This window comes from Arthrobacter sp. AFG20, assembly GCF_002892795.1.
Taxonomy (GTDB): domain Bacteria; phylum Actinomycetota; class Actinomycetes; order Actinomycetales; family Micrococcaceae; genus Arthrobacter.
This window is the reverse complement of the sequence record NZ_PJMC01000017.1, coordinates 41829-63346: the sequence shown is the minus strand read 5'-3', so window position 1 is coordinate 63346 and position 21518 is coordinate 41829. Positions and strand designations below refer to the sequence as shown.

Annotated in this window: 15 protein-coding genes and 1 tRNA gene; 7 read left to right on the top strand and 9 right to left on the bottom strand. The window is 65.3% G+C overall.

The genetic code is table 11. The features are described 5' to 3' along the window. Positions 1-13 precede the first annotated feature (13 nt). Positions 14-931 carry a hypothetical protein gene (locus CXZ05_RS17950; RefSeq protein WP_102973880.1) on the bottom strand — a complete coding sequence of 306 codons (918 nt, stop codon included), beginning with the start codon at positions 929-931 and terminating at the stop codon, positions 14-16. A 140-nt stretch (positions 932-1071) separates the two neighbouring features. Beyond that, positions 1072-2745, bottom strand: a complete 1674-nt coding sequence (locus tag CXZ05_RS17945) for an AMP-binding protein (RefSeq protein WP_102973879.1) — start codon at positions 2743-2745, stop codon at positions 1072-1074. Between the two features lie 34 nt (positions 2746-2779). Between CXZ05_RS17945 and CXZ05_RS17940 the strand changes: the two genes are divergently transcribed. Continuing rightward, a complete protein-coding gene (locus CXZ05_RS17940) occupies positions 2780-3058 on the top strand; it encodes a putative quinol monooxygenase (protein WP_102973878.1) in 279 nt (92 codons plus the stop codon). Between the two features lie 108 nt (positions 3059-3166). Here CXZ05_RS17940 and CXZ05_RS17935 read toward each other — a convergent pair whose 3' ends face one another. Then, positions 3167-3604 (bottom strand): co-chaperone YbbN, encoded by a 438-nt coding sequence (locus CXZ05_RS17935; protein ID WP_102973877.1) that lies wholly within the window; start codon positions 3602-3604, stop codon positions 3167-3169. A gap of 406 nt (positions 3605-4010) precedes the next feature. Here CXZ05_RS17935 and CXZ05_RS17930 point away from each other — a divergent pair, with 406 nt between their 5' ends. Beyond that, positions 4011-5111 carry a LysM domain-containing protein gene (locus CXZ05_RS17930; protein WP_102973876.1) on the top strand — a complete coding sequence of 367 codons (1101 nt, stop codon included), beginning with the start codon at positions 4011-4013 and terminating at the stop codon, positions 5109-5111. A gap of 126 nt (positions 5112-5237) precedes the next feature. Here CXZ05_RS17930 and CXZ05_RS17925 read toward each other — a convergent pair. Both CXZ05_RS17925 and CXZ05_RS17920 read right to left on the bottom strand, forming a co-directional pair. Then, positions 5238-5319, bottom strand: a tRNA-Tyr gene (locus CXZ05_RS17925). Positions 5320-5434: 115 nt separating this feature from the next. Next, positions 5435-5689 (bottom strand): hypothetical protein, encoded by a 255-nt coding sequence (locus CXZ05_RS17920; protein ID WP_102973875.1) that lies wholly within the window; start codon positions 5687-5689, stop codon positions 5435-5437. 199 nt (positions 5690-5888) lie between these two features. Here CXZ05_RS17920 and CXZ05_RS17915 point away from each other — a divergent pair, with 199 nt between their 5' ends. After that, positions 5889-6380, top strand: a complete 492-nt coding sequence (locus CXZ05_RS17915; RefSeq protein WP_102973874.1) for a YajQ family cyclic di-GMP-binding protein — start codon at positions 5889-5891, stop codon at positions 6378-6380. Between the two features lie 227 nt (positions 6381-6607). Here CXZ05_RS17915 and htpX read toward each other — a convergent pair whose 3' ends face one another. Then, the gene (htpX, locus tag CXZ05_RS17910) at positions 6608-7477 is read right to left on the bottom strand and encodes a zinc metalloprotease HtpX (RefSeq protein ID WP_102973873.1); all 870 of its coding nucleotides are present in this window, start codon (positions 7475-7477) and stop codon (positions 6608-6610) included. A gap of 40 nt (positions 7478-7517) precedes the next feature. Further along, the gene (locus CXZ05_RS17905; protein WP_102973872.1) at positions 7518-8789 is read right to left on the bottom strand and encodes an MFS transporter; all 1272 of its coding nucleotides are present in this window, start codon (positions 8787-8789) and stop codon (positions 7518-7520) included. Between the two features lie 76 nt (positions 8790-8865). On the opposite strand from CXZ05_RS17905, the gene CXZ05_RS17900 reads away from it, so the two are divergent. From CXZ05_RS17900 to CXZ05_RS17885, 4 genes are all read left to right on the top strand, one after another. Next, positions 8866-9339 (top strand): Fur family transcriptional regulator, encoded by a 474-nt coding sequence (locus CXZ05_RS17900; protein WP_102973871.1) that lies wholly within the window; start codon positions 8866-8868, stop codon positions 9337-9339. Between the two features lie 18 nt (positions 9340-9357). Next, positions 9358-10839: a catalase gene (locus tag CXZ05_RS17895; protein ID WP_102973870.1), complete on the top strand. Its 1482-nt coding sequence runs from the start codon at positions 9358-9360 to the stop codon at positions 10837-10839. Positions 10840-11036: 197 nt separating this feature from the next. Further along, positions 11037-13160 carry an acyltransferase family protein gene (locus CXZ05_RS17890; RefSeq protein WP_102973869.1) on the top strand — a complete coding sequence of 708 codons (2124 nt, stop codon included), beginning with the start codon at positions 11037-11039 and terminating at the stop codon, positions 13158-13160. 88 nt (positions 13161-13248) lie between these two features. Continuing rightward, a complete protein-coding gene (locus tag CXZ05_RS17885) occupies positions 13249-13884 on the top strand; it encodes a DUF2461 domain-containing protein (protein ID WP_102973868.1) in 636 nt (211 codons plus the stop codon). A 57-nt stretch (positions 13885-13941) separates the two neighbouring features. Here the strand turns inward: CXZ05_RS17885 and CXZ05_RS17880 are convergent, their stop codons facing one another. Both CXZ05_RS17880 and CXZ05_RS17875 read right to left on the bottom strand, forming a co-directional pair. After that, on the bottom strand, positions 13942-15489 hold the full coding sequence (locus CXZ05_RS17880) for an amino acid permease (RefSeq protein WP_102973867.1): 1548 nt from the start codon (positions 15487-15489) through the stop codon (positions 13942-13944). A 253-nt stretch (positions 15490-15742) separates the two neighbouring features. Further along, positions 15743-21361: a peroxidase family protein gene (locus CXZ05_RS17875; protein WP_180987447.1), complete on the bottom strand. Its 5619-nt coding sequence runs from the start codon at positions 21359-21361 to the stop codon at positions 15743-15745. Positions 21362-21518 lie beyond the last annotated feature (157 nt).

Here is a 21518-nt window from a genome sequence, read left to right as displayed (position 1 = left end):
ACCCCGCGTTGTCCTAGGCTGCGCGGCGTTTCGCACTTTTGACCCGGCTGATCACGCCTCGGAATCCCTCATCCATATCGTCGGCGTTCACCTTGAAATAGGACCAGCCCGCACTGGTGAACGCTTCGTCTCGCCGGTTATCGCGGGACTGCTGTTCGCGCGAAAGGTGATGCTCGCCGTCGTACTGCAGTGCGATCCGGAAACGCCGGTACCCGAGGTCGGCGGTCGGCGACCAGGGATCTTGGGTGTCGAGGCGAACCTGCAGTTCCGGCTCCGGCATGTGCGCATCCAACATCGCCATCCGGAGGAAAGTTTCTGGGTAGGAGTCGGCGCCCACTCGCATTTCGTCCAAGGCCAGCCTTGCCTTCTCAACGCCCTTCATGTTGGGATGCTGCCGGATGAGCAGGCGCAGCCCCTCTTTGTAGGCATAGGGCGCCGTGCGGCCTTCGAACTGAGGCCGCGGAATCCGGATCAGCTGATCCCCCATGGCTACGACGTACTTCAGGGGTAACGCGGTGGCGAGATCCAGCCAGGTCCGGGGTGGCAAGGAGATGGGAATGCCGTCGCACTCCCCGATTTCGCCTGGGATCACCCGAACGCGGTGGCCTACTACTCCGACGCGGCGAACCCTCGGCAGCTCGTGCGGCTTGCTGAGGTGGACGGTCTCCCCGTCCATCCATGGCGGCAACCCCAACAGCGTGAGCTCAGCGGCTGTCTGATGCGACACCCAGGCTCCGGGGGTTGCCGCTGCCAGCACCCGGGCCCGTGCCTGCAGGTCGGGGAGCCGTCCCTTCGGCAAATAGATGAGACGGCCGCCGTCGGCAAGGTCTTTGGCGCGGAGCCGTTTCTCCGTCACCCCGAGCGCCCGTGATTCATACACGGTAAAGGGCAGCTGATGCAGGGTGTCCGGGAGCGGCGTTGGGCGGGCCATGGGACCTATTCTGGCTGGCCGCCGGAGCCTTTGGGAGTTATCCACAGCCCCAATGCCGCAGCCACCGACGCGGGGTCAGATATCGCCCAATAGTGACCCTCAACAGGGCGATACCTGACCCCGCGTTGCTTTAGGTGGGTTCAGAGGCCGAGCCGGGCGACGGCTTCCTCGCGCATCTCCACCTTGCGCACCTTCCCGGACACCGTCATGGGGAAGCTGTCACGGACATCGACGTAGCGGGGAACCTTGTAGTGCGCCAGCTTGCCGCGGCAGAACTCGGCCACCGCCGCCGCGTCAAGCGGTTCGGCCCCGGGTTTGAGGATGATGCAGGCCATGAGCTCCTCGCCGTACCTGGCATCGGGCACCCCGATCACCTGCACATCCTGGATAGACGGATGCGTATAGAGGTACTCCTCGATCTCGCGCGGGTAGATGTTCTCGCCGCCGCGGATCACCATGTCCTTCATCCGGCCCTCGATCACCACGTACCCGCCGTCGTCCATGCGCGCCAGGTCGCCGGTGTGCATCCAGCCGTCCGCGTCGATGGCCTCCGCTGTCTTGTCCGGCTGGTTCCAGTACCCCTGCATGACGGCGTAGCCCCGTGTGCACAGTTCACCGATCTCGCCGCGCTCCACAACTTCCCCGGCCGGGTCAACGATCTTGTTTTCCAGCCGCGGCATGGTGCGCCCCACGGTTTCCGTCCGCTGCTGGAGCGTGTCACCATCGCGGGTCATGGTGGACACCGGCGACGTCTCGGTCATGCCGTAGCAGATGGCCACGTCCTTCATATTCATTTCGGAAATCACGCGGTTCATCACCTCGATGGGGCACAGCGAGCCCGCCATCACCCCGGTGCGGAGGGTGGAGAGGTCGTACGAGGCAAAGTCGGGAAGCGCGAGTTCGGCGATGAACATGGTGGGAACCCCGTACAGGGAGGTACCGCCGAAATCCTGCACGGCCTCCAGCGCGGCGGCCGGCGTGAACGCACGTCCCGGGATGATCGTCGCGGCGCCGTGGCTCAGCGCGTTCAGGTTGCCGATCACCATCCCGAAGCAGTGGTAGAACGGCACCGGAATCACCACGCGGTCATGTTCGGTGTATCCCAGCAGCTCACCGATGGAATACCCGTTGTTGAGGATGTTGTGATGCGTCAGCGTGGCTCCCTTGGGGAAGCCCGTGGTTCCGGACGTGTACTGCAGGTTGATCGGATCGTGCGGACCGAGGCCCGCCATGCGGGCCTTCAGCACAGAATGCCCGACGGCGTCCGCCCGCTTGAGCAGCTCGGCGTACGTGAGCTCCAGCTCACCCAGGGGGACGCCGGCGTCGAGCCCTTCCAATTCGAAGTCCGGCAGGAACACGAGCTCGCGGAGGTCCGGGCACCCGGCGAGCGCCTGGCGCGCCATCCCGACGTAGTCGCTGTTCCGGTCCGACGGCGCCGTGACCAGCATCCGCATGCCGTTCTGCTTCACCACGAACTCCAGCTCGTGGCTGCGGTAGGAAGGATTCACGTTGACCAGGACCGCCCCGATCTTCGCCGTCGCGTATTGCAGGATGGTCCATTCCGCGCAGTTCGGGCTCCAGATGCCGATCCGCTCCCCCTTCGCGACGCCAAGGGCGAGGAGCGCCCGGGCTAGCCGGTCCACGTCGTCGTTCAGTTTGGTGTAGCTCCAGCGGCGGGCGTCCGCGCCCGGCACCGCGGCAGCCTCGATCAGCGCGTCATGCAGGGGGAACTGCGCCACCACGCGCTCAAAGTTCTCACCGATGGTTTCCTCGAGCAGGGGGACGTCCGCGTCCCCGGCGGTGTAAGCGCGCATAATGGCACGCTATCAAGCCGGTATTGTGAAATCCATGAGTGCACCCATCGACCTTCAGGCCACGTTCATCCCCAACGACGGCGAGTTCTTCCGCGTGAAGCTCGCCCTGGAAATCGCCATTGACGAGGTAGTCAACGAACCTGGCTGCATCCGCTACGAGCTCACCGAGGCGACGGAGGAGAAGCTGGTTCTGACCGAGCGGTGGGAATCGGAAGAGGCCCTCGACGCGCACTCCAAGGGCATTGCCCTGCAGGACCTGAACGAATCCCTCAGCGCCCTCCTGGCCGTACCTGCCCAGGTGGAACGCTTCTAGTCCTCCACATTCAGAGGTCCCCACAACAAACAACGCGGGGTCTCTTAGCGCCCAATACCGAAGGGTTATTGGGCGCTAAGTGACCTCGCGTTGCTGTTTAAGGACCGCTTAGAAGTCGGGGATCTGCGAGCCGTCCTGGGGGCCTGCGCTCTTGCCGGCGCTGTTGCCCGCGGCCGCAGCTGCCTCGGCCTGGGAGCGGGCCACGTGGGCGTGGACTTCCTCCATGTCGAGCGCCTTGACGGCGTCAATGACCTGCTCGAGCTGCGGGGCACCCAGCGCGCCCGGCTGTGAGAAGACCAGCACTTTCTCGCGGAATGCCATCAGCGTGGGGATCGAGGAAATGCCCGCCTCCGCTGCCAGCTGCTGCTCGGCTTCGGTGTCCACTTTCGCGAAAACGACGTCCGGGTGCTTTTCCGAAACCGCGGAGTACGTGGGCGCGAACTGGCGGCACGGGCCACACCATTCAGCCCAGAAGTCCACCAGGACAATGTCGTTGCCCTCGATGGTCGATGCGAACTGTTCACCTGTGATGTCAACGGTAGCCATGGTTCAACGGTACGCGAGCCATGTCCGTAAGTCCCGCGGCCCGGCGGCTTGTTCGCTTCCCGCGTCACCGGGAATATTCTACGACGGCCGGTGCCGTTCAGCCCCCGGGCATGCGTGGGCGCCCACGGTGCACGGGCAACGGGCGATACTGCGGACAACCTGCGGGAAACAAGTGCCCGCCCCCGGAAAAACAGGTATTCCCTACTCGTGCAGTGCCTGTGCGGTGGTTCCATACTCGAATCAGGCTGGGGCCGGCACGTTCGCGGGCGTGCGTCATTCATGAATAGCGGTTATGCGCCCCATATGCCGTGCTTCCGCCCTGTGGCCCCAGCACCTCCTGTGTCTGCGCGTCACCGTCCGCCGCGCACCCGGGAACCCCGCCTGCGCACGACGCAAGGGCCATGCCATGAACCATCAGGAGACGCCAGATCCCCAGATCACCTCTGGCCCCGAAAACCATCCGCAGCCCCTGCCGTCGGGGCCCCCGAGCTTCGTCAGGCCAGCCCCGGAACGGCATGGACCGCTGGCCGGCAGGCCGGGCGCCCGGGTGCTGCTCATCTCGGCAGCGGTGGCCGCTGCCCTGCTGGCGGCGTCGGCGGGCGTCGGCGCGCTGGTGGCGTCCGACGCCGGGAGCCCGGCTGCCGCCGTCGGCCAACCGGCCGCCGTCGAACAGTTGCCCGCCCCCACTCCGTCGGCACCAGAGGCAGCGGCCGCGGCACCTGCCACCAGCACGCCGGCCGCGGCTCCCGCCGCCGCACCTGCTGTGGCGCCGGTTGCCAAGGCACGTGCCGTGGCGCCAGTTGCCAAGGCACCCGCGAAAGTACCCGTCAAGGCGGCGGTCAAGGCACCAGCCGCCGCCAAGGCGCCGGCACCGAAACCCGCAACGGCACCAAGAACCGCAACGGTTCGCCACGTTGCGCCGGCCCCTGCGCCCACGCCCACCACGTACCGGGTGGTTGCCGGCGACTCGGTCAGTTCCATTGCGGCACGTTTCAATGTCAGTACCGGCGGTGTGCTGGCAGCCAACGGCCTTTCACCCAGCTCCGTCATTTTCCCTGGCCAGATGCTCAAGCTCAGCGGCCCCGCGGTGGCCGTACCGGCACCGGTTCCGGCCCCCGCGGCCGGACCGGCTCCAGCACCCGCCCCGGCTCCGGCACCCGCCCCGGCACCGGCTCCGGCGGTCAGGACCATCTACGTGGCTGGCGCCGGCGGCCAGGCGATGGTGGACAGCTGCATCGGCCCCATCCACTTCACGCCCACCGACGGATACTCGCTCTTCATCACCGAGCACGACTTCTGCGGCGGCTGGGCGCGGTTCTCAGGAATCAGCGTCGGTGAACGCGTCGACATCCCGGGGTACGGCTCCTACACGGTCTCGGCCCGCGGCCAGGTGCCAAACCCAGGCACCACCAACGACGTCGCGGCGGTGTTCGGCGGGTTCCCACGGGCAGTCCTGCAGACGTGCATTCCGGGCACCACCCAGATGATCGTCATCGCGCTGAACTGACCGGCGACCGAAGCGGAACCCTAGTTATTCGGAGCCCGGTACCCGGGCGCTCGTCAGCCCCGATCCCAGAACCGGAAAAACAAAAAGACCCCCGGAACCAGTAGGTTCCGGAGGTCTTTTCCAATGTGGCAGATGAGGGATTCGAACCCCCGTAGGCGTTGCCAGCTGATTTACAGTCAGCCCCCTTTGGCCGCTCGGGTAATCTGCCGAACTTCAAAAGAAGATCACCGCGGCTTTGTTTCCATCACCGCGGCAAGACAACCTTACAGAACTTCTGCCGAAGAATAAAATCGGGGGCCTGTGGGCCTGCAAGGCCCACAAAATCAGGCTTCGCCGAGGATCCGGCCGGCCAGCTTTGCCTCGAACCGCAGGGCTTGCTCCTCCGTGATCTGGTTGAGCTGCACCGCCCGCTGAAGATCCGCCTGCACTCCCTCCAGCCGGGTTGAGGCATCGGCGACGGGGCTGAGGATGATGGATGCGGCCACGGCGGCGGCGGCCACGGACGAGGCGGCGGTGGCGATGGTTCCGGCGGCTGCGGCGGTGGACCTGGTGACGTAGCGGACGGCCTTATGGGACATTGCTTTCCTTCCGAGCGGCTTCCAACTGCTACAACTCTGGGCGCCGAAACTTCGTTCCCACCGTGACTTGGCTATGAGTGAACTGTGAATGCCGCCCACCTTCACTTCCACGCCATCCGTACTACGCTGGAAGCCAGATATCCGCACCCTGCCCGGAGCCTCACTGCCCGGGCGACGCAGGCACCAGCAAAGGAGAGTCATGGCAGGCGAGTCCACATTCGACGTCGTAAGCAAAGTAGACAAGCAGGAGGTGGCCAACGCGCTGAACCAGGCGCAGAAGGAACTCGCCCAGCGGTACGACTTCAAGGGCGTCGGCGCCGAGGTCGATTTCAGCGGCGAGAAGATCCTGATGAAGGCGAACTCGGAGGAGCGCGTGCTGGCCGTGCTGGACGTGCTCCAGTCCAAGCTCATCCGCCGCGGCATCTCGCTCAAGTCCCTGGACACCGGCGAACCCTACGCATCCGGCAAGGAATACCGGCTGGAATCCTCCATCAAGGAAGGCATCGCGCAGGACCTCGCCAAGAAGATCAACAAGCTCATCCGCGACGAAGCCCCGAAGTCCGTCAAGTCCCAGATCCAGGGCGACGAACTCCGCGTCACCTCCAAGTCCCGCGACGACCTGCAGGCCACCATGGCCCTCCTGAAGGACTTCGACGAGGCCGACCTTCAGTTCGTGAACTTCCGCAGCTAAGGAACTTCTGCAACCAGGACCTGCCAACCGGCCCCTGACCCCTCAAGGGCCTGGGACGCGGAACCGGGCCGGGACACGCCCAGCGGGTGTCCCGGCCCGTTTGCGCATCCTGTGACAACCGGCGTGGGCCGAGCCACGAAAGGACAGGACCTGAGTTTCGCGGTCAATCCCGAGCCGTGGGACGCCGAGGACGGCGTCAGGCGGAGCGGGAAGTACGACGGCGGCCGTCAGCTGAGCGGCCTGCCCGCCATCCGCTCCAGGCGGCTGATGCGGTCCTGCATCGGCGGGTGCGTCCCGAACAGCTTGCTGAGCCCGCCGCCGCGGAACGGATTGGCGATCATCAGGTGCGAGGCGTTGACCAGCCGCTGGTCCTGCGGCAGCGGCGCGGCCTGGACGCCCTGGTGGATCTTGCGCAGGGCGGAGGCGAGCGCCAGCGGATCGCCGGTGAGCTGCGAACCGTCTTCGTCGGCGTCGTACTCCCTGGTCCGGGAGATGGCAACCTGGATCAGCGACGCAGCCAGCGGCGCCAGCAACGCCATGGCGATGAGGGCCAGCGGGTTCGAATTGCGCCTGTCCCCGCCACCAAAGAACAGCAGCATCTGCCCCACCGAGGTGATGACGCCGGCCACCGCCGCGGCCACGGACGAGGTCAGGATGTCGCGGTTGTAGACGTGCATGAGCTCGTGTCCGAGGACGCCGCGCAGTTCCCGCGGGGTGAGGAGCTGCAGGATCCCCTCCGTGCAGCAGACCGCCGCGTTTGGCGGGTTGCGCCCGGTGGCGAAGGCGTTAGGCGCCATGGTGGGCGAGACGTAAATCCGCGGCATCGGCTGGCTGGCGCGGACGGAGAGCTCACGGACCATCTGGTACAGCTGCGGCGCCTGGGCTTCGGAGACGGGATACGCCTGCATGGACCGGAGCGCGATCTTGTCGCTGTTCCAGTAGCCGTAGGCCGTGGTCCCCACGCCGACCAGCGCCATGATCAGGATCGGGGCCGAGCTGCGGGTATTGGCGGCAATCAAGGCGCCCAGGCCCAGCAGGATCGCCCACAGCACGCCGAACAGCGCCGCCGTTTTCAGTCCGTTGTGGTGATTGTGCACTCTTGCCTCCACAGCTCAGAATTCGGAACCGGCACCGCCGCTACGGAACAGGATTCCGCGCGTCGTACTCAAGGAAGCCGGATTGCCACCGCGCTACCATCCAGGCCACCACTATGCACAGGATGCCGCCCAGCAGCAGGACCCAGCCCTCACTAAGAATTTTAGTGCCGCCGCCTGCCAGCATGTCGCCCAGCCTCGGCCCGCCGGCGACCACCACAATAAAGACTCCCTGCAGGCGTCCGCGCAGGTGGTGCGGGGTCGCGGCCTGCAGGATGGTGGTGCGGAAAACGGCGCTCACCGAGTCTGCAATTCCCGCCAGGGCGCAGCAGATCGCCGCCGGAACCAGCCAGAAGGTTAGTCCGCCGGAGCCGGACCGCCCGGCCAGCACCACCACGAGGCCGAACGCCGCAAACGAGGCGCCCCAGCCCATGACCGACCACACCACAGCACTCCCCTGCCGCCGGACCGCGCCGAGCGGCCCGGAAAAGAGTCCGGCGAGGAAGGCGCCCACCGCTACGGACGCCAGCAGGATGCCCACCGTGGTTTCCCCGCCACCGATCATGAGTGCGCCGATGGCCGGCAGCAGGGCGCGAGGCTGGGCCAGGATCATGGCGATGAGGTCGAGGATGAACGTCATCCGCAGGTTGGGCCGCGTGCCCAGGAACCGGAACCCCTCCACGACGGACCGCATCCCGGCCCGCCCCGCCTCTGCACCGGGCGGCATGGGAGGAAGCTTCAGCAGGGCCCAGAAGGCAAAGACGAAGCTGACCACGTCCAGCGTGTACGTCCACCCGAAGCCGACGCTGGCCACCAGGACACCGGCGAGCAGCGGCCCAGCGGTCATGGACAGTCCGAATGTCACCATGTTCAGTGCGTTGGCTGCCGGCAGGAGCTCTTTCCGCAACAGCGCGGGAATGATGGCGCTGCGGGCAGGCTGGTTGATCGCCTGCGCACCGCTTTGCACGGCCACGAGGGCGTACAGCAGCCACACATTGCCCACCTGCAGCCATGCCTGGAGGGCGAGCCCGCCGGTGGTCAGCCACAGCACCGCGGACGACAGAAGCGCCACCGTCCGGCGGTCGTGGGAGTCGGCGATGGATCCGCCCAGCAGGCCGCCCACCACCAGCGGCACCAGGGCAAAGATGCTGAGCAGTCCGACGTACAGGCTGTCCTGGGTCAGCCGGTACACTTCCAGGCCGACCGCCACGAGGGTGAGCTGGCTGCCCACGTTGGAGACCGCCGACCCCAGCCAGAGCCGCCGGAAATCGGGGCTCTCGCGCAGCGGCGTGATGTCAGCCAGAAGTTTTCCCACCCGGCAACTCTAGTCCCAGCAGAAACTTAGTCTCACCTTATTGTGATCTAGTCAAAATAAGTGTTTCAATGGAGTCATGACCGATCACCCGGAAAGCCACGAAGCATGGGCCGCGGCCCTGCGCGCCCACGGCCGCCGGGTGACCAAGCAGCGGCTGGCGGTCCTGGCCGCCGTCGAGCATCACCCGCACTCCCCGGCGGAAAACATCCTTGCGGCTGCTCGCGAGGAACTGCCGGAACTGACGGCGCAGTCCGTGTACGTGGTGCTGGGTGATCTCACTGACCTGCATATGCTTCGCAGATTCGAACCTCCGCATTCCCCGGCGCTGTATGAGACGCGGGTGGGCGACAACCACCACCACGCGATCTGCATCAGCTGCGGCCGGGTGGAGGACGTCGACTGCGCTGTCGGCCATGCCCCGTGCCTGACCCCGCACTGGAACGAGGACTCCCACCCGATGACCATCCAGATCGCGGATGTCATGTACCAGGGGATCTGCGGAGAGTGCCAGCGGGCCCAAAAACTTCCTGCAAACGTAAATGACAAGTAATTAAGAAATAGGAGAACAATGACTGCCATTTCGACGACCCAGTCAGGTGCCCCGGTTACGTCCGACGCGCACTCCAAGGCTGTCGGCGCCGACGGTGCCATCATCCTGACCGACCACTACCTGGTCGAGAAGCTGGCCCAGTTCAACCGCGAGCGGGTTCCGGAGCGCGTGGTGCACGCCAAGGGCGGTGGCGCATTCGGCACGTTCAAGGCCACCGAGGACATCTCGAAGTACACCAAGGCCGCGTTCCTGCAGCCCGGTGTTGAGACCGAGATGCTGATCCGTTTCTCCTCCGTCGCGGGCGAGAACGGTTCCCCCGACACCTGGCGGGACCCCCGCGGTTTCGCGGTGAAGTTCTACACGTCCGAGGGCAACTACGACCTCGTGGGCAACAACACCCCGGTGTTCTTCATCCGCGACGGCATCAAGTTCCCGGACTTCATCCACTCCCAGAAGCGCCTGCCCGGCACGCACCTGCGTGACGCCGACATGCAGTGGGACTTCTGGACCCTCTCCCCCGAGTCCGCACACCAGGTCACCTGGCTGATGGGTGACCGCGGCCTGCCCGCCTCCTGGCGCGAAATGCAGGGCTACGGCTCGCACACCTACCAGTGGATCAACGCCGAGGGCGAACGCTTCTGGGTCAAGTACCACTTCAAGTCCAACCAGGGCGTGAAGTCCATGACCGGCGAAGAAGCCGAGGCTCTCGCCGGCTCGGACGCGGACTTCTACATCCGCGACCTGTCCGAGAACATCGAAGCCGGCAACTTCCCGTCCTGGGACCTGCACGTCCAGGTCATGCCGTACGAGGACGCCAAGACCTACCGCTTCAACCCGTTCGACCTGACCAAGGTCTGGCCGCACGCGGACTACCCGCTGATCAAAGTCGGCACCATGGAGCTGAACCGGAACCCAGAGAACTACTTCGCGCAGATCGAACAGGCCACCTTCGCGCCGTCGAACTTCGTGCCCGGCATCGCCGCCTCCCCGGACAAGATGCTCCAGGCCCGGATCTTCTCCTACGCCGACGCACACCGCTACCGTGTGGGCACCAACCACGCCCAGATCCCGGTGAACCAGCCGAAGAACCAGGTCAACAACTACAGCCAGGACGGCGCGGGACGCTTCCTGTTCAACGCTCCCTCCGTACCGGTCTACGCACCGAACACGTTCGGCGGCCCGGCTGCCCTTGACACTGACGTTGTCGGCGGCGGCTGGGAGAACGACGGCGCGCTGACGCACGCCGCGCACTCCCTGCACGCAGAGGACGGCGACTTCGTCCAGGCCGGCGCGCTGTACCGCGAGGTTTACAACGACGCCGAAAAGGCCCGCTTCCTGGACACCATCACCGGTGCAGTGGGCGGCGTGAAGCGCGCCGACATCAAGGAACGCGCCATCCAGTACTGGACCAACGTCGACGCCGAACTCGGCGCCAAGCTCCGCGCCAACCTCGGCGCAGCACCGCTCTCCGACGCCGAAGCCGCCAACAAGATCGGCTAACAGCACCAGATAGCAACAGGAACCCCGCCACGGCACAGTGACCCGCTCACAGCCGCGGCGGGGTTTCCTGCGTCCGGCGTTGTTCCCCGAGGCATGCCCTCCGTTACGCCGTGTCGCTGCCGCAACTTCGGCAGAACCGGGCGGCATGGCAAAATCAGCAAGGCACCTTCCGCCTCACCCTCGTCAAAAAGGAACTCATGAGCATCGTCGAGCAGGCGCCAGGTGGGGCTGCGGCCAGGACAATCGCGGGTGCAGGACTCCGGCGCAGACCGTCGTTCCGGCCTGATATCCAGGCGCTGCGCGCCCTTGCAGTGTCCCTGGTCGTCCTGAACCACCTGTGGCCCAAGGGGCTGACCGGAGGCTACGTCGGGGTTGACGTCTTCTTCGTAATCTCCGGGTTCCTGATCACCTCGCATCTGCTGAAAGAACTCTTGGGAACCGGCCGGATCCGCCTGGCTTCGTTCTACGCCCGCAGGGTCCGGCGACTGCTGCCGGCGGCCTTCCTGGTCCTGACCGTGTCGCTCGTCGCCGTCATGGTGTGGCTCCCCTTCTCGCGCTGGGAAGACACAGCACACGAAATCCTCGCCAGCGCCCTTTACGCGGAAAACTGGGTGCTGGCAGCCAAGTCCGTCGACTATTCGGCGTCAACGTCTTCGGCAACGGTGGCCCAGCACTTTTGGTCGCTCTCCGTCGAGGAGCAGTTCTACCTCGTCTGGCCGCTTCTGCTCATTGCGCTGCTCTGGCTGGCCGGCCGCCGCAAAAGACCTGCAGTCCCCGTGGTGTTCGCCGGGATAGCCGCCGTGACGGCACTCGGGCTAGTGGCCTCGGTGCTCACGACGGAATTCTCGCCGAACCAGGCGTATTTCGTGACCCCGGTCCGGGCCTGGGAGTTCGGCGCGGGTGCGTTGACCGCCCTGGCGCTCGGCCGGCACAGGCTGCCGTCGCCGGCCATGAAGGGGGTCGGGCCAGCCGGGTTCACACTGATCGTGGGCTCTGCCCTTGCCTTCAACGACGGGACACCCTTCCCCGGGTTCCTCGCCCTTGTCCCCGTCCTGGGCACTGTGATGGTCATCTTTGCAGGGAACGATAACCGCAGGCCTGCCTTCAAGCCACTGATCAGCATGCTTCCGCTGCAGTACCTCGGCAACATCTCATACTCGCTGTACCTCTGGCACTGGCCGCTCATCGTCATTGCCCCGTTCGCCTTGGGCCGCGCCCTGGGCAACTTCGACAGGATCGGAATAGTCCTTCTCGCCGTTGTCCTGGCAGGCCTCACGAAGGCGTATGTCGAGGACCGCGGCCAGTCATCCGTGCATCTCAACGCGTCACCGCGGCGGACGTTCGTCGCGATGGCCGTCGGCATGGCCCTTGTTGCAGGGCTAGCCGGCCTGCAACTGCAGGTCAGGGAAGTCCGTCGCGAGGCAGCGGAACAGGCCGCCGCAGCCGCCGCCCTGCAGCCCTGCCACGGACCGCTGGCGCTGCTCGCCGGTGCCGACTGCGCCGATCCATTCGGACCGTCCGCCGCCCCCGTGATGTCAGATGCGAATGAGTACTGGAAAGCTCCTCCCACATGCGACCGCCCTGACGACGAGTTGAAAGCCGGGGAGACTAAGACACACCAGCGCTGTGACTTTTCCGGCGGGAAGCGCGATGCCGAAACTGTGTGGCTGGTGGGCGATTCCCACGCGCAGCAGTGGCAGGCGGCGGTCTTCGCGGCGGCCAAGCAACGAGGCTGGATCGTCCAGACGGCCCTGCTGGGAGGATGTCCTGTGGCGGACGTCAGATTCACGGGCTACGGAGACAACGTCGACCAGAGCTCCACCCGAACCTGCATGGACTGGGCGAAAAGGGTAACCGACGCCGCGGCCGCCGACAGGCCCGCGGCGGTCTTCACGTCCATGTTCGCGCGGAGACAGTCCGTTGACGACGGGTCCGGCCGCCCGGCGTCCGAACAGTTCTCCGCAGGCCTGCAGAGGACCTGGCAGCGTTGGACCGACGCAGGGTCCAAGGTCTATGTCCTGGCAGACCCGCCGCTTAACCAGGCGGTGCGGCAGCCCGACTGTACCAATCTGCATCTCCAGGATCCGGCGTCCTGTGCTGTGGATCGCGCCCTGGCCCAGCCGGAGGACCCGCTTACAACGGCAGCCAGGTCTACGTACAACCGCGACGTCCAGCTTATCGACCTGACCGATTACTTTTGCGATCCGCGCAAGTGCTACACCGTTGTTGGCGGGGTCAATGTCTACTTCGACGCCAACCACCTCAACCGGGAGTACAGCGAGCTCCTGGCGCCGCTGCTGCTGGACAAATTGGAGAAGTGAGCCAGGTGGATGCTGGTCCGCGTGCATGTTTTCCACATGGGCGAGGGTGCCCGTAGCCTGGCCGGTTCAGCTTCCCTAGGCTTCAGTCATGAGCACATTCGACGGCATTCCCGCAGCAGCAGCGGAGTTTTATGCTGAGCTGGAAGAGAACAACAGCCGGGAGTGGTGGCAGGCCCACTCAGAGATGTACCGCGAGTCCGTGAAAGAGCCCCTGGCCGCACTGCTGGCCGCACTTGAACCCCGCTTTGGACCGGGGAAAATGTTCCGGCCCAACCGGGACGTCCGTTTCTCGCAGGATAAATCCCCGTACAAGACGGCCCAAGGCGCTTTCGCCTCATACCAGGAAGGCGTGGGGTTCTACCTCCAGATCAGCGCGGATGGCCTGCTGGTCGGCGGCGGCTACCACTCACATTCTCCCGCACAGCTGGTCCGCTACCGGAACTCGGTGGACGCAGCAGGCAGCGGCGGACAGCTGCAGCACATCGTGGACGCAGTCGCAGCAGCCGGCTTCGCCATTGAAGGCGAAAAGCTAAAGACGGTGCCGCGGGGCTTCCCGAAGGACCACCCGCGCGCCGAGTTACTAAAGCACAAGTCGCTGTCCGCAGGTGTTGCGCTGGGCGAGCCGAACTGGCTCAGATCATCGGAAGCGGAACGGGAGATCGCCGCCCGGTGGGAACAGCTCCGTCCGCTGGTCGATTGGGTGGGACGGCACGCAGCCCCCTGACGGCATCAGGGGGCGGCGGCCCAGCGGAACCCGGGACGGCCCGGGTCCGTGCTGGCGCTAAACCTTGCTCAGCTCGTCGCTGTCCCGGTCGCCACGGTCGCCTGCAGGGCGGTCCACAGCTGCCTTGGCGCCGGCGAACTTCTCGTTGAGGCGGGAGTGGCGCTGCCCGTAAGCGAAGTAGATGGCAATGCCCACCAGCAGCCAGATGCCGAAGAAGATCCAGGTCTCCACGGCGAGGTTGGTCATCAGGTACAGGCACAGCACCGCGGATACGACGGGAAGCACCTTGCCGAACGGGACCCGGAAGGCCGGCTTCAGGTCGGGGCGCTTCTTGCGCAGCACGAGGATGCCCAGGCTGACCATCACGAACGCGGACAGCGTGCCGATGTTGATCATTTCCTCGAGCAGGTCCACGTTGGTGAGTCCGGCAACCAGGGCAACGGCGGCGCCGCAAATGATCTGCAGGCGGGCCGGCGTCGAACGCTTTTCACTGGTCTTGGACAAGGAGCGCGGCAGCAGGCCGTCGCGGCTCATGGCCAGCACCACGCGGGCCAGGCCCATGAGCAGCACCATGATCACTGTGGTCAGACCCACGAGGGAGCCGAAGGCGATCACCTTCGCGGCGTCAGTGTTGCCGACCGCCTCGAAGGCCGTGGTGAGTGTGGGGCTTTCCGCCTCGGCGAGCTGCGTGTAGGAGACCATGCCGGTCAGGGCGAGGGACACGAGAATGTACAGCAGCGTTACGAGGGCCAGGCCGCCGAAGATGCCGCGGGGCAGCGTCTTCTGTGGGTTCTTGACCTCTTCTGCGGAGGTGGCCACTACGTCGAAGCCAATGAAGGCGAAGAACACCAGCGCGGCGCCGGCGAAGATGCCCATGGTGCCGTACTGCGCGGGGGCAGCACCGGTGAGGAAGCCGAAGAACGACTGCTTCAGAACGTCGGCCGCGCCGGCGTTGGCAGTCGGCTCAGAGGCCGGGACGAAGGGGGTGTAGTTGGAAAACTTCACGTAGCTGAAGCCCACGATGATCACGAACACCACCACGGCGATCTTGATCAGCGTGAAGATGTTGCCCACGCGGGCTGACAGTTTGGTTCCAAGCACCAGCAGCACGGTGAAGACGGCCACGATGAGGAAGGCGCCCCAGTACAGGTCAACACCGCCGATCGAGATGGCAGGCGGCATTTCGACGCCCATGAGGGCGAAGACCTTGCTGAGGTAGATGCCCCAGTACTTGGCGATCACTGCAGCCGCGGTGAAAAGCTCCAGGATGAGGTTCCAGCCGATGATCCAGGCCAAGATCTCGCCCATGGTGGCGTAGGTGAAAACGTAGGCGGAGCCCGCCACCGGGATGGCAGTGGCAAATTCGGCATAGCACATGATCGCAAGGGCGCACGTGACGGCGGCGACGAGGAAGGACATGGTGACGGCGGGCCCGGCGAAGTTCGCAGCGGCCTTGGCGCCCACGGAGAAGATGCCGGCGCCGACAGCAACAGCGACGCCCATGATCATGAGGTCCCATGTGCTCAGGGAGCGCTTCAGCTTGCGTCCGGGCTCATCGGCGTCGGCGATTGACTGCTCGATGGATTTGGTCCGGAAAAGGTTCATTGGAAGTCCACAGTCCTGATAGGGGATGGAAACAGACCTATCAAGGATAGTGTCCATCCAGTGGACGGCAATATTTGTCCCGAATACTGAGACGGTCGGCACGCAAAACCACGCCCGGCCCTCCTCCGCGCTGCGGCTGCGCGGTGTGGTGGAGGGCCGGGCGTGGGTCCTTGGCGGCCGCACCCTTACTCGAAGGTGCGGAACGGGCCACCGCCCGCGGTGCTAAACCATGCGGGCGGTGACCGTTAGTGGACTAGCTGATAACTCGCAGCAGATTCCAGCCGCTGCCTGCACTGGTCCGGGTGGGGAACAGGCCGGCACCGTTGCCCTGGTAGGACCACAGGACGCCGCTGTTATCCCGGGCCACCAGGTCATTCCTGCCGTCGCCGTTCAGGTCGCCAGGAGTGCTGATGGCTGTCATGGAGTTCCAGCCGCCGCCAGCCCTCACACGGGTCGGGAACAGGCCGGCACCGTTGCCCTGGTAGGACCACAAGACGCCGCTGTTATCCCGGGCCACCAGGTCATTCCTGCCGTCGCCGTTCAGGTCAGCCGAGGCGGTTATGGCGGTCATGGCGTTCCAGCCGCCGCCGACCCGGATGCGGGTCGGGAACGTCCCGGCGCCGTTGCCCCTGTAGGTCCACAGCACACCGGCGTTGTCCCGGGCGACGAGGTCAGCCCGGCCATCCCCGTTGAGGTCGGCGGAGGCGCTGATGGTGTTCATGCCGTTCCAGCCGCCGCCGACCCGGATGCGGGTCGGGAACGTTCCGGAGCCGTTGCCCAGGTAGGACCACAGCACACCGTTCGATTCCCTCGCCAACAGGTCGGACCTGCCGTCACCGTTCACGTCGCCGGAGGCGCTGATGATGGTCATGATGTTCCAGCCGCCGCCGGCCCGGACGCGGGTCGGGAACGTTCCGGAGCCGTTGCCCAGGTAGGTCCACAGCACCCCGGCGTTGTCCCGGGCGACGATGTCGACGTTGCCGTCACCGTTGAAGTCACGCAGGGCGTTGACAGCGACCACAGGGTTAGTTGCCGTGACTGCCGCCGAGGTGCGGGATTCGCTGACGAACCCGTCCTTCGAGCCGGTCACCTGTACGGTGATCGCCTTGCCGGCGTCTGAAGCCTTGACTGTGTAGGTTGAGCCGTTGCCACCGACAATGGCGACGCCTGCGCTGAACCACTGGTAAGCGAACGTCACCGGCTGGGGGCCCCAGGTTCCGGGATTGGCCGTCAGAAGCGAACCAACAGTCGTGGCACCCGTGATGCTGGGCACTGCCACGCTAAGCCGTGGGACGGCAGGAGTAACGGCATTCGATGCAAGTGATGGTGCACTGGGTCCGAAGGCGTTGCTGGCAATCACTTCGAATGTGACGGCCGTTCCGTTCGTGAGGCCTGTGACAACCACGCTGGTGGCGCCGTCCGGGACGTCGATGACACCTCCTTGCTGGACACCGCCTGAAAGCACGCGGACCTGGAAGGCGGTTGCGACGCCGCCGGTAGTGGCCGGAGTGAACGAGACGGTAGCCTGGCCGTTTCCGCCGAGGGCGACCACGTTCAGGGGTGCCGCCGGAGCAACAGAGTCGGAGAACAGCAGACGTTCGACGTTCCGCAAGGTGTCCGTACCGTCCGTGCCAGTGGTGTCGGTTACCGTGGTGGTTGACCCCGGCGCGCCAAGGGCGGCTGGGGCACCATTAGCGTCGACAGTGTCGACGGTGTAGTTGGCCGCAGGGCCGGAGAACCGTGCCGAGTCGGTGCCGCCGGAGCCCGTGAGGATCTCGCGGACCGCCACGATGTTGCCTGGGTTCACGGTTCCCGCAAAGACAGCTTCCTGGAGCGTCGGGCCTGTCAGGGCACCATTGGCGTCCCTCAGGTACCGGCTGGTCATTGCGCTCTGGCCCGCTCCATCGGCAGCTGCACTGCCGATTTCGGTTGCCGCGTTGTCCGGGTCCGTCCGGACACTGAGCCGGACGCTGAGGTAAGCATCTCCGTCGATGACGTCGTTGGCTCCGCGGCCTTCGATTTCGTCACTTCCGCCGCCGCCCAGGAGCACGTTGCCGGCCCCCCAGACCAGGGATCCGGGGGTAAGGAGCGGGCAATCCTTGGAAGCGGACGCTGCGATGACCGTATCCGCGGACGTATCGAGATCTGGAACCAAAGCGTCAAGACCCGTGATGCGGTTGAGCCCTGCCTGGTCCAAGACGTTGCAGCCGATAAAGCCTCCACCGCCAACGCCGCTGGGAACAACGTCGTCGCCGCGGATCTTGTCATCGAATTTCCAGCCGGAGGCGGCCTCAACTTCGTTGAACTTGTCGCGGACATCGGCAGTCAGGATGTCAAGCGGTACAAGGGGAAGGTCGAGATCGAGGTTCTGCGGCTGCGGGTCCCCGAGGCCAATTTCCCAGTCAAAGCCGGAGGCTCCGGCAACCTTTTCGATGCCTGGGCCGCCGAGGCCAATGTCGTCTCCGCCTTCCATGTCGTAGTCGTCGTCGCCGCCCTGGCCGATCAGGATGTCGTGACCGGGCTTCTGGGAGTCATCCAGGAAGAACAGGTTGCCGCTGTCTCCCTGCATCAGGTCGGGCTGGTCACCGCCCTCTTCCCAGTCGTCGCCGCTGTCACCGAAAGCGGCGTCCAGGCTCTGACCCAGCATGACGAAGTCGTCACCGGCTCCGGCGAAGGTCTCGTTGGCGTTGGCTCCGCCATTGGTGAAGTCCTTGCCGTCGCCGCCCATGACGATGTCCAGGCCGGGGCCGGCGTCGATCGCGTCATTGCCGGGGCCACCCTTCGGGACGTCGTCACCGGCGAGGTCGGTGATGATGTCGTCACCGTCACCGCCGAGTGCGACGTCGGCGCCGTCACCACCTTCGATGACGTCATTGCCTTCGCCACCCCAGAAGGTGTCGCTGTCGTTGCCGCCGAAGATACGGTCCACGCCGGCGGTGCCGTTGTAGACGCTTTGTCCGTTGATGCCGGAGGGATCGACTGTGTTCCTTGCACGGTACTTGATCGTGCCGTCGGGCATGCGGATCAGCAAATCTGGCTCACTGCACTCTGAGTCCGGGTCATCCGCCACGGTGTTGCCGTCGGCCGCAAAGCCAGCAGGGGTGCCTCCCAGCTTCTTCAGTTCAAACTTGCAGTCCGAGGTGGCGAACACGTCGGCCTTCAGGCTATGAACGTTGGTGTTGCGCATCATCATTTCGGCGAAGGAGTTGCCTTCCAGCTGCGCCCTCAGGTTCATGCCCGGCGTGCGCGCCAGGTAGTACAGGCGGTCGCCGTTCTGCAGGTCGGTCAGCTGGTTCTCGAAGACGTAGTTGAACGTGCTGCCCAGCAGTCCGCCGAACACGACCGTCGTCTCCGCGAGACCGCCGACCCACAGGTCGACGTTGTCGAGGCCGGTCTTGGAGTTGACGCCGTCGTTGCTCCAGGTAGTGCCCGTGCTGTTCATGAACGCGGCGGCGTCAGCGGGAGGGACATCGCCGGCTGCCGGGCTGACGATCAGCCGCGCAGCCTCCCGCTTGCCTGCCAGGGTCGTGGCGCCCGTGATGGACGGGTGCTGGCCGTAGGCTGCGACGAAGTTGACCAGGGACTCCGGGTGCTTGAGGTTCTCGCCGAAATCGACCCAGCTGATGTAGGGCTTCAACTGGCCGTCATTCGTCTTGTTGAAGATCTCACGGCGAAGAACGTTCAGCCGCGGGATTCCTTCGGAGCGGGCCCGTGTCATGTTGATCGTGGGAAGGTCCAGGGGCAAGCCCAGGAGGTTGTTGCGGAGCGTGTCGGTCACGAACTCATCCAGTTCGTTGCCGGCCTGGTCCGCCATTCCCATGATGATGCTTCCGGCGGCCTCTTCCGAGGTCAGCGGCCCGGCAGGGCCGCCGTCAGTGTACTCCGGCGGGTTGAGGAATCCGTCGAGCAACGAGATGTCGTTCTGGCTGCCCTTGGTGTCGTCAGAATCACCGAATGTTGCGTTGGGGCCGGCACCGTCCTCGTTCCTGCGCGAGATCGTTTCGGTCAGCATGGAGTGGCCGAAGCGGTACACTGCGTGAGCGAATTCCGCCTTGACCGCGGGGTTGAGTTCGGTCTGGGTAAACGCAAACGGCTCGAACGGGTTGATCGCCGGCTGAACCTTGCGGGCGAACTCCTCAAAGACCAGGTGCTGGTACTCCATCTCCGTGATGAACCGTGCGGCTTGGAAAAGCCGCTCACCGTTCCAACCGTCGGCGCCGGCGGCCAGCTTCCACTCTGCCAAGGCCTTGACGCCGCTGGCGGACGTATCGGTCGTCAGAACGTTCTCAATGTCGTCGACGAGCCGGTCGTGCTCTGAGTGGAAGATCTGGTGGATGGCCGTCAGGCCGATGTTCTCGTTGACGCGTCCATCACCGGCGATAAAGTGCGCGTCCAGCATCTCATCGTCGTAGGTGCCGGCAGGCTGGTGGGCGAAATCGGCCGAAGCCGTCTCGTCACTGTCCGGATCCGGCGTAACCTTGGCAGTCGCAGGGTTGTGGTCCGTGTCCTGCGGGGACGGGTCAGCGTTGTGCGCGATGTCCGTCAGGAACGGGGTGTCAAAGTACTTGACGTTCGCCGGCACCGGTACGGTCTCGTCTTCGGGGGTCGTCGGGTCGTCGAGTTGTCCCTCGACCAGACCCGTCGCCGTCACGTACTGCGGCAGGCCGCGCGCCGGGCCGGGGATGAACTTGCCGTAAGGGTCCGCCGCGATCATCGGAACGTTCAGGACGTCCTTGTCTTCGAGCCTGAGACCTAGCAAGGTCTTTGCCTGAAGCTTGGTCGTAGCCCAGGTGGCCATGCCGTTGGCCGCCTTGGTGCCGGTTTCCCCGCCGAGCAGCTTGCCCGTCGAGACCGGCTTGCCGTCCGCGTTCTCGACGTACTCCCGCAGGAACACCTGGTGGGAGGCGTGCGAGGTGTAGGTCTGGCTCTGGTCGACCCACGGTGAGTCCGTGTTGTTCGCATCCTGGATGTCGTCATCGTTACCGAGGATGCCGTCCGGGCCGGGCTGGTTCTGGCCGCGGGTCAGCACCATAAAAGCCTGGCTGGCGGGGACTTCGTCGCCAGTGCTGGGCTTGCCATCGGGACCAACGGTTCGCAGCGGGTCGTCAGCCTTGAGCGGAACGAAGACGGTTCCGCCGCTTTTGACGGTCTGGTCCACGCCATGGTCGAAGAACTGGCCAAACAGCGTGAACATCGAGTTGTAGGGCGGGGAGAGGCCGACGTCGGTGGTCACGTTCTCAATGAACAGCGTGCTGTGTGACGGCACGCAGTCTGCCGGAACACCAGCAACGGGCGGCGTCGCCAGGGGATCGGGGTCCTGCGTGCAGGGAACGACGCCCGTGTTGCCCTGTGTCCTGACCGGGTTACCGGCGGCGGCGACGGCTGCGGGGTTGGTCGAGGTCTGGTCCACGATGAGGTTGCTGATCACACGGGGCTCGGAGTCCACTACGGTCCCGGACTTCTGAGCGTACGACGATGCGGCTGGACCGCCGAAGACCGATGCATCCTCGGCGCTCTTAAACACCGGTGTGGTCAGACGTGGGAATTGCTGGTCTGCTGAGCCGAACCTCTCCTGGCCCGGCTGCAGGTTGTTGCATGACCCGTCGACGGTCCGCAGCCCCGCGGAGACCAAGGGGCTCGGGATCTGATCGGGCCCGGTGCCGATCAGGGTGTCACACGGGTGTTCGGGCGAATACGTTGCTGCGTGCCGCTCGGAGATCTTGATCTGCTTCAGAATGTAGGAGAGATCTGAGGGGGTGATGGTGAATCCTTCCCCCACCGGTGCCTGCACCGCGTTGGCTGCCACCACTGGCAACCCCATGGCGATCGGCATCATCATTGTGGTTGCTGCCGCCACCGTCCGAAAGGACATGGACTGTTTGCTCCGCTTCTTGCGTCGTTGACGCCGGTTGGTTGGTGGATCCACGGGAGCCCCGGATCGACTCTGATCCGGGCCCCCCTCTGACATCGAGGCTGAGTTGTTCATGGCACACCTGCCGCTAGGAGGAATGTAACGGTGCCATCGTGCG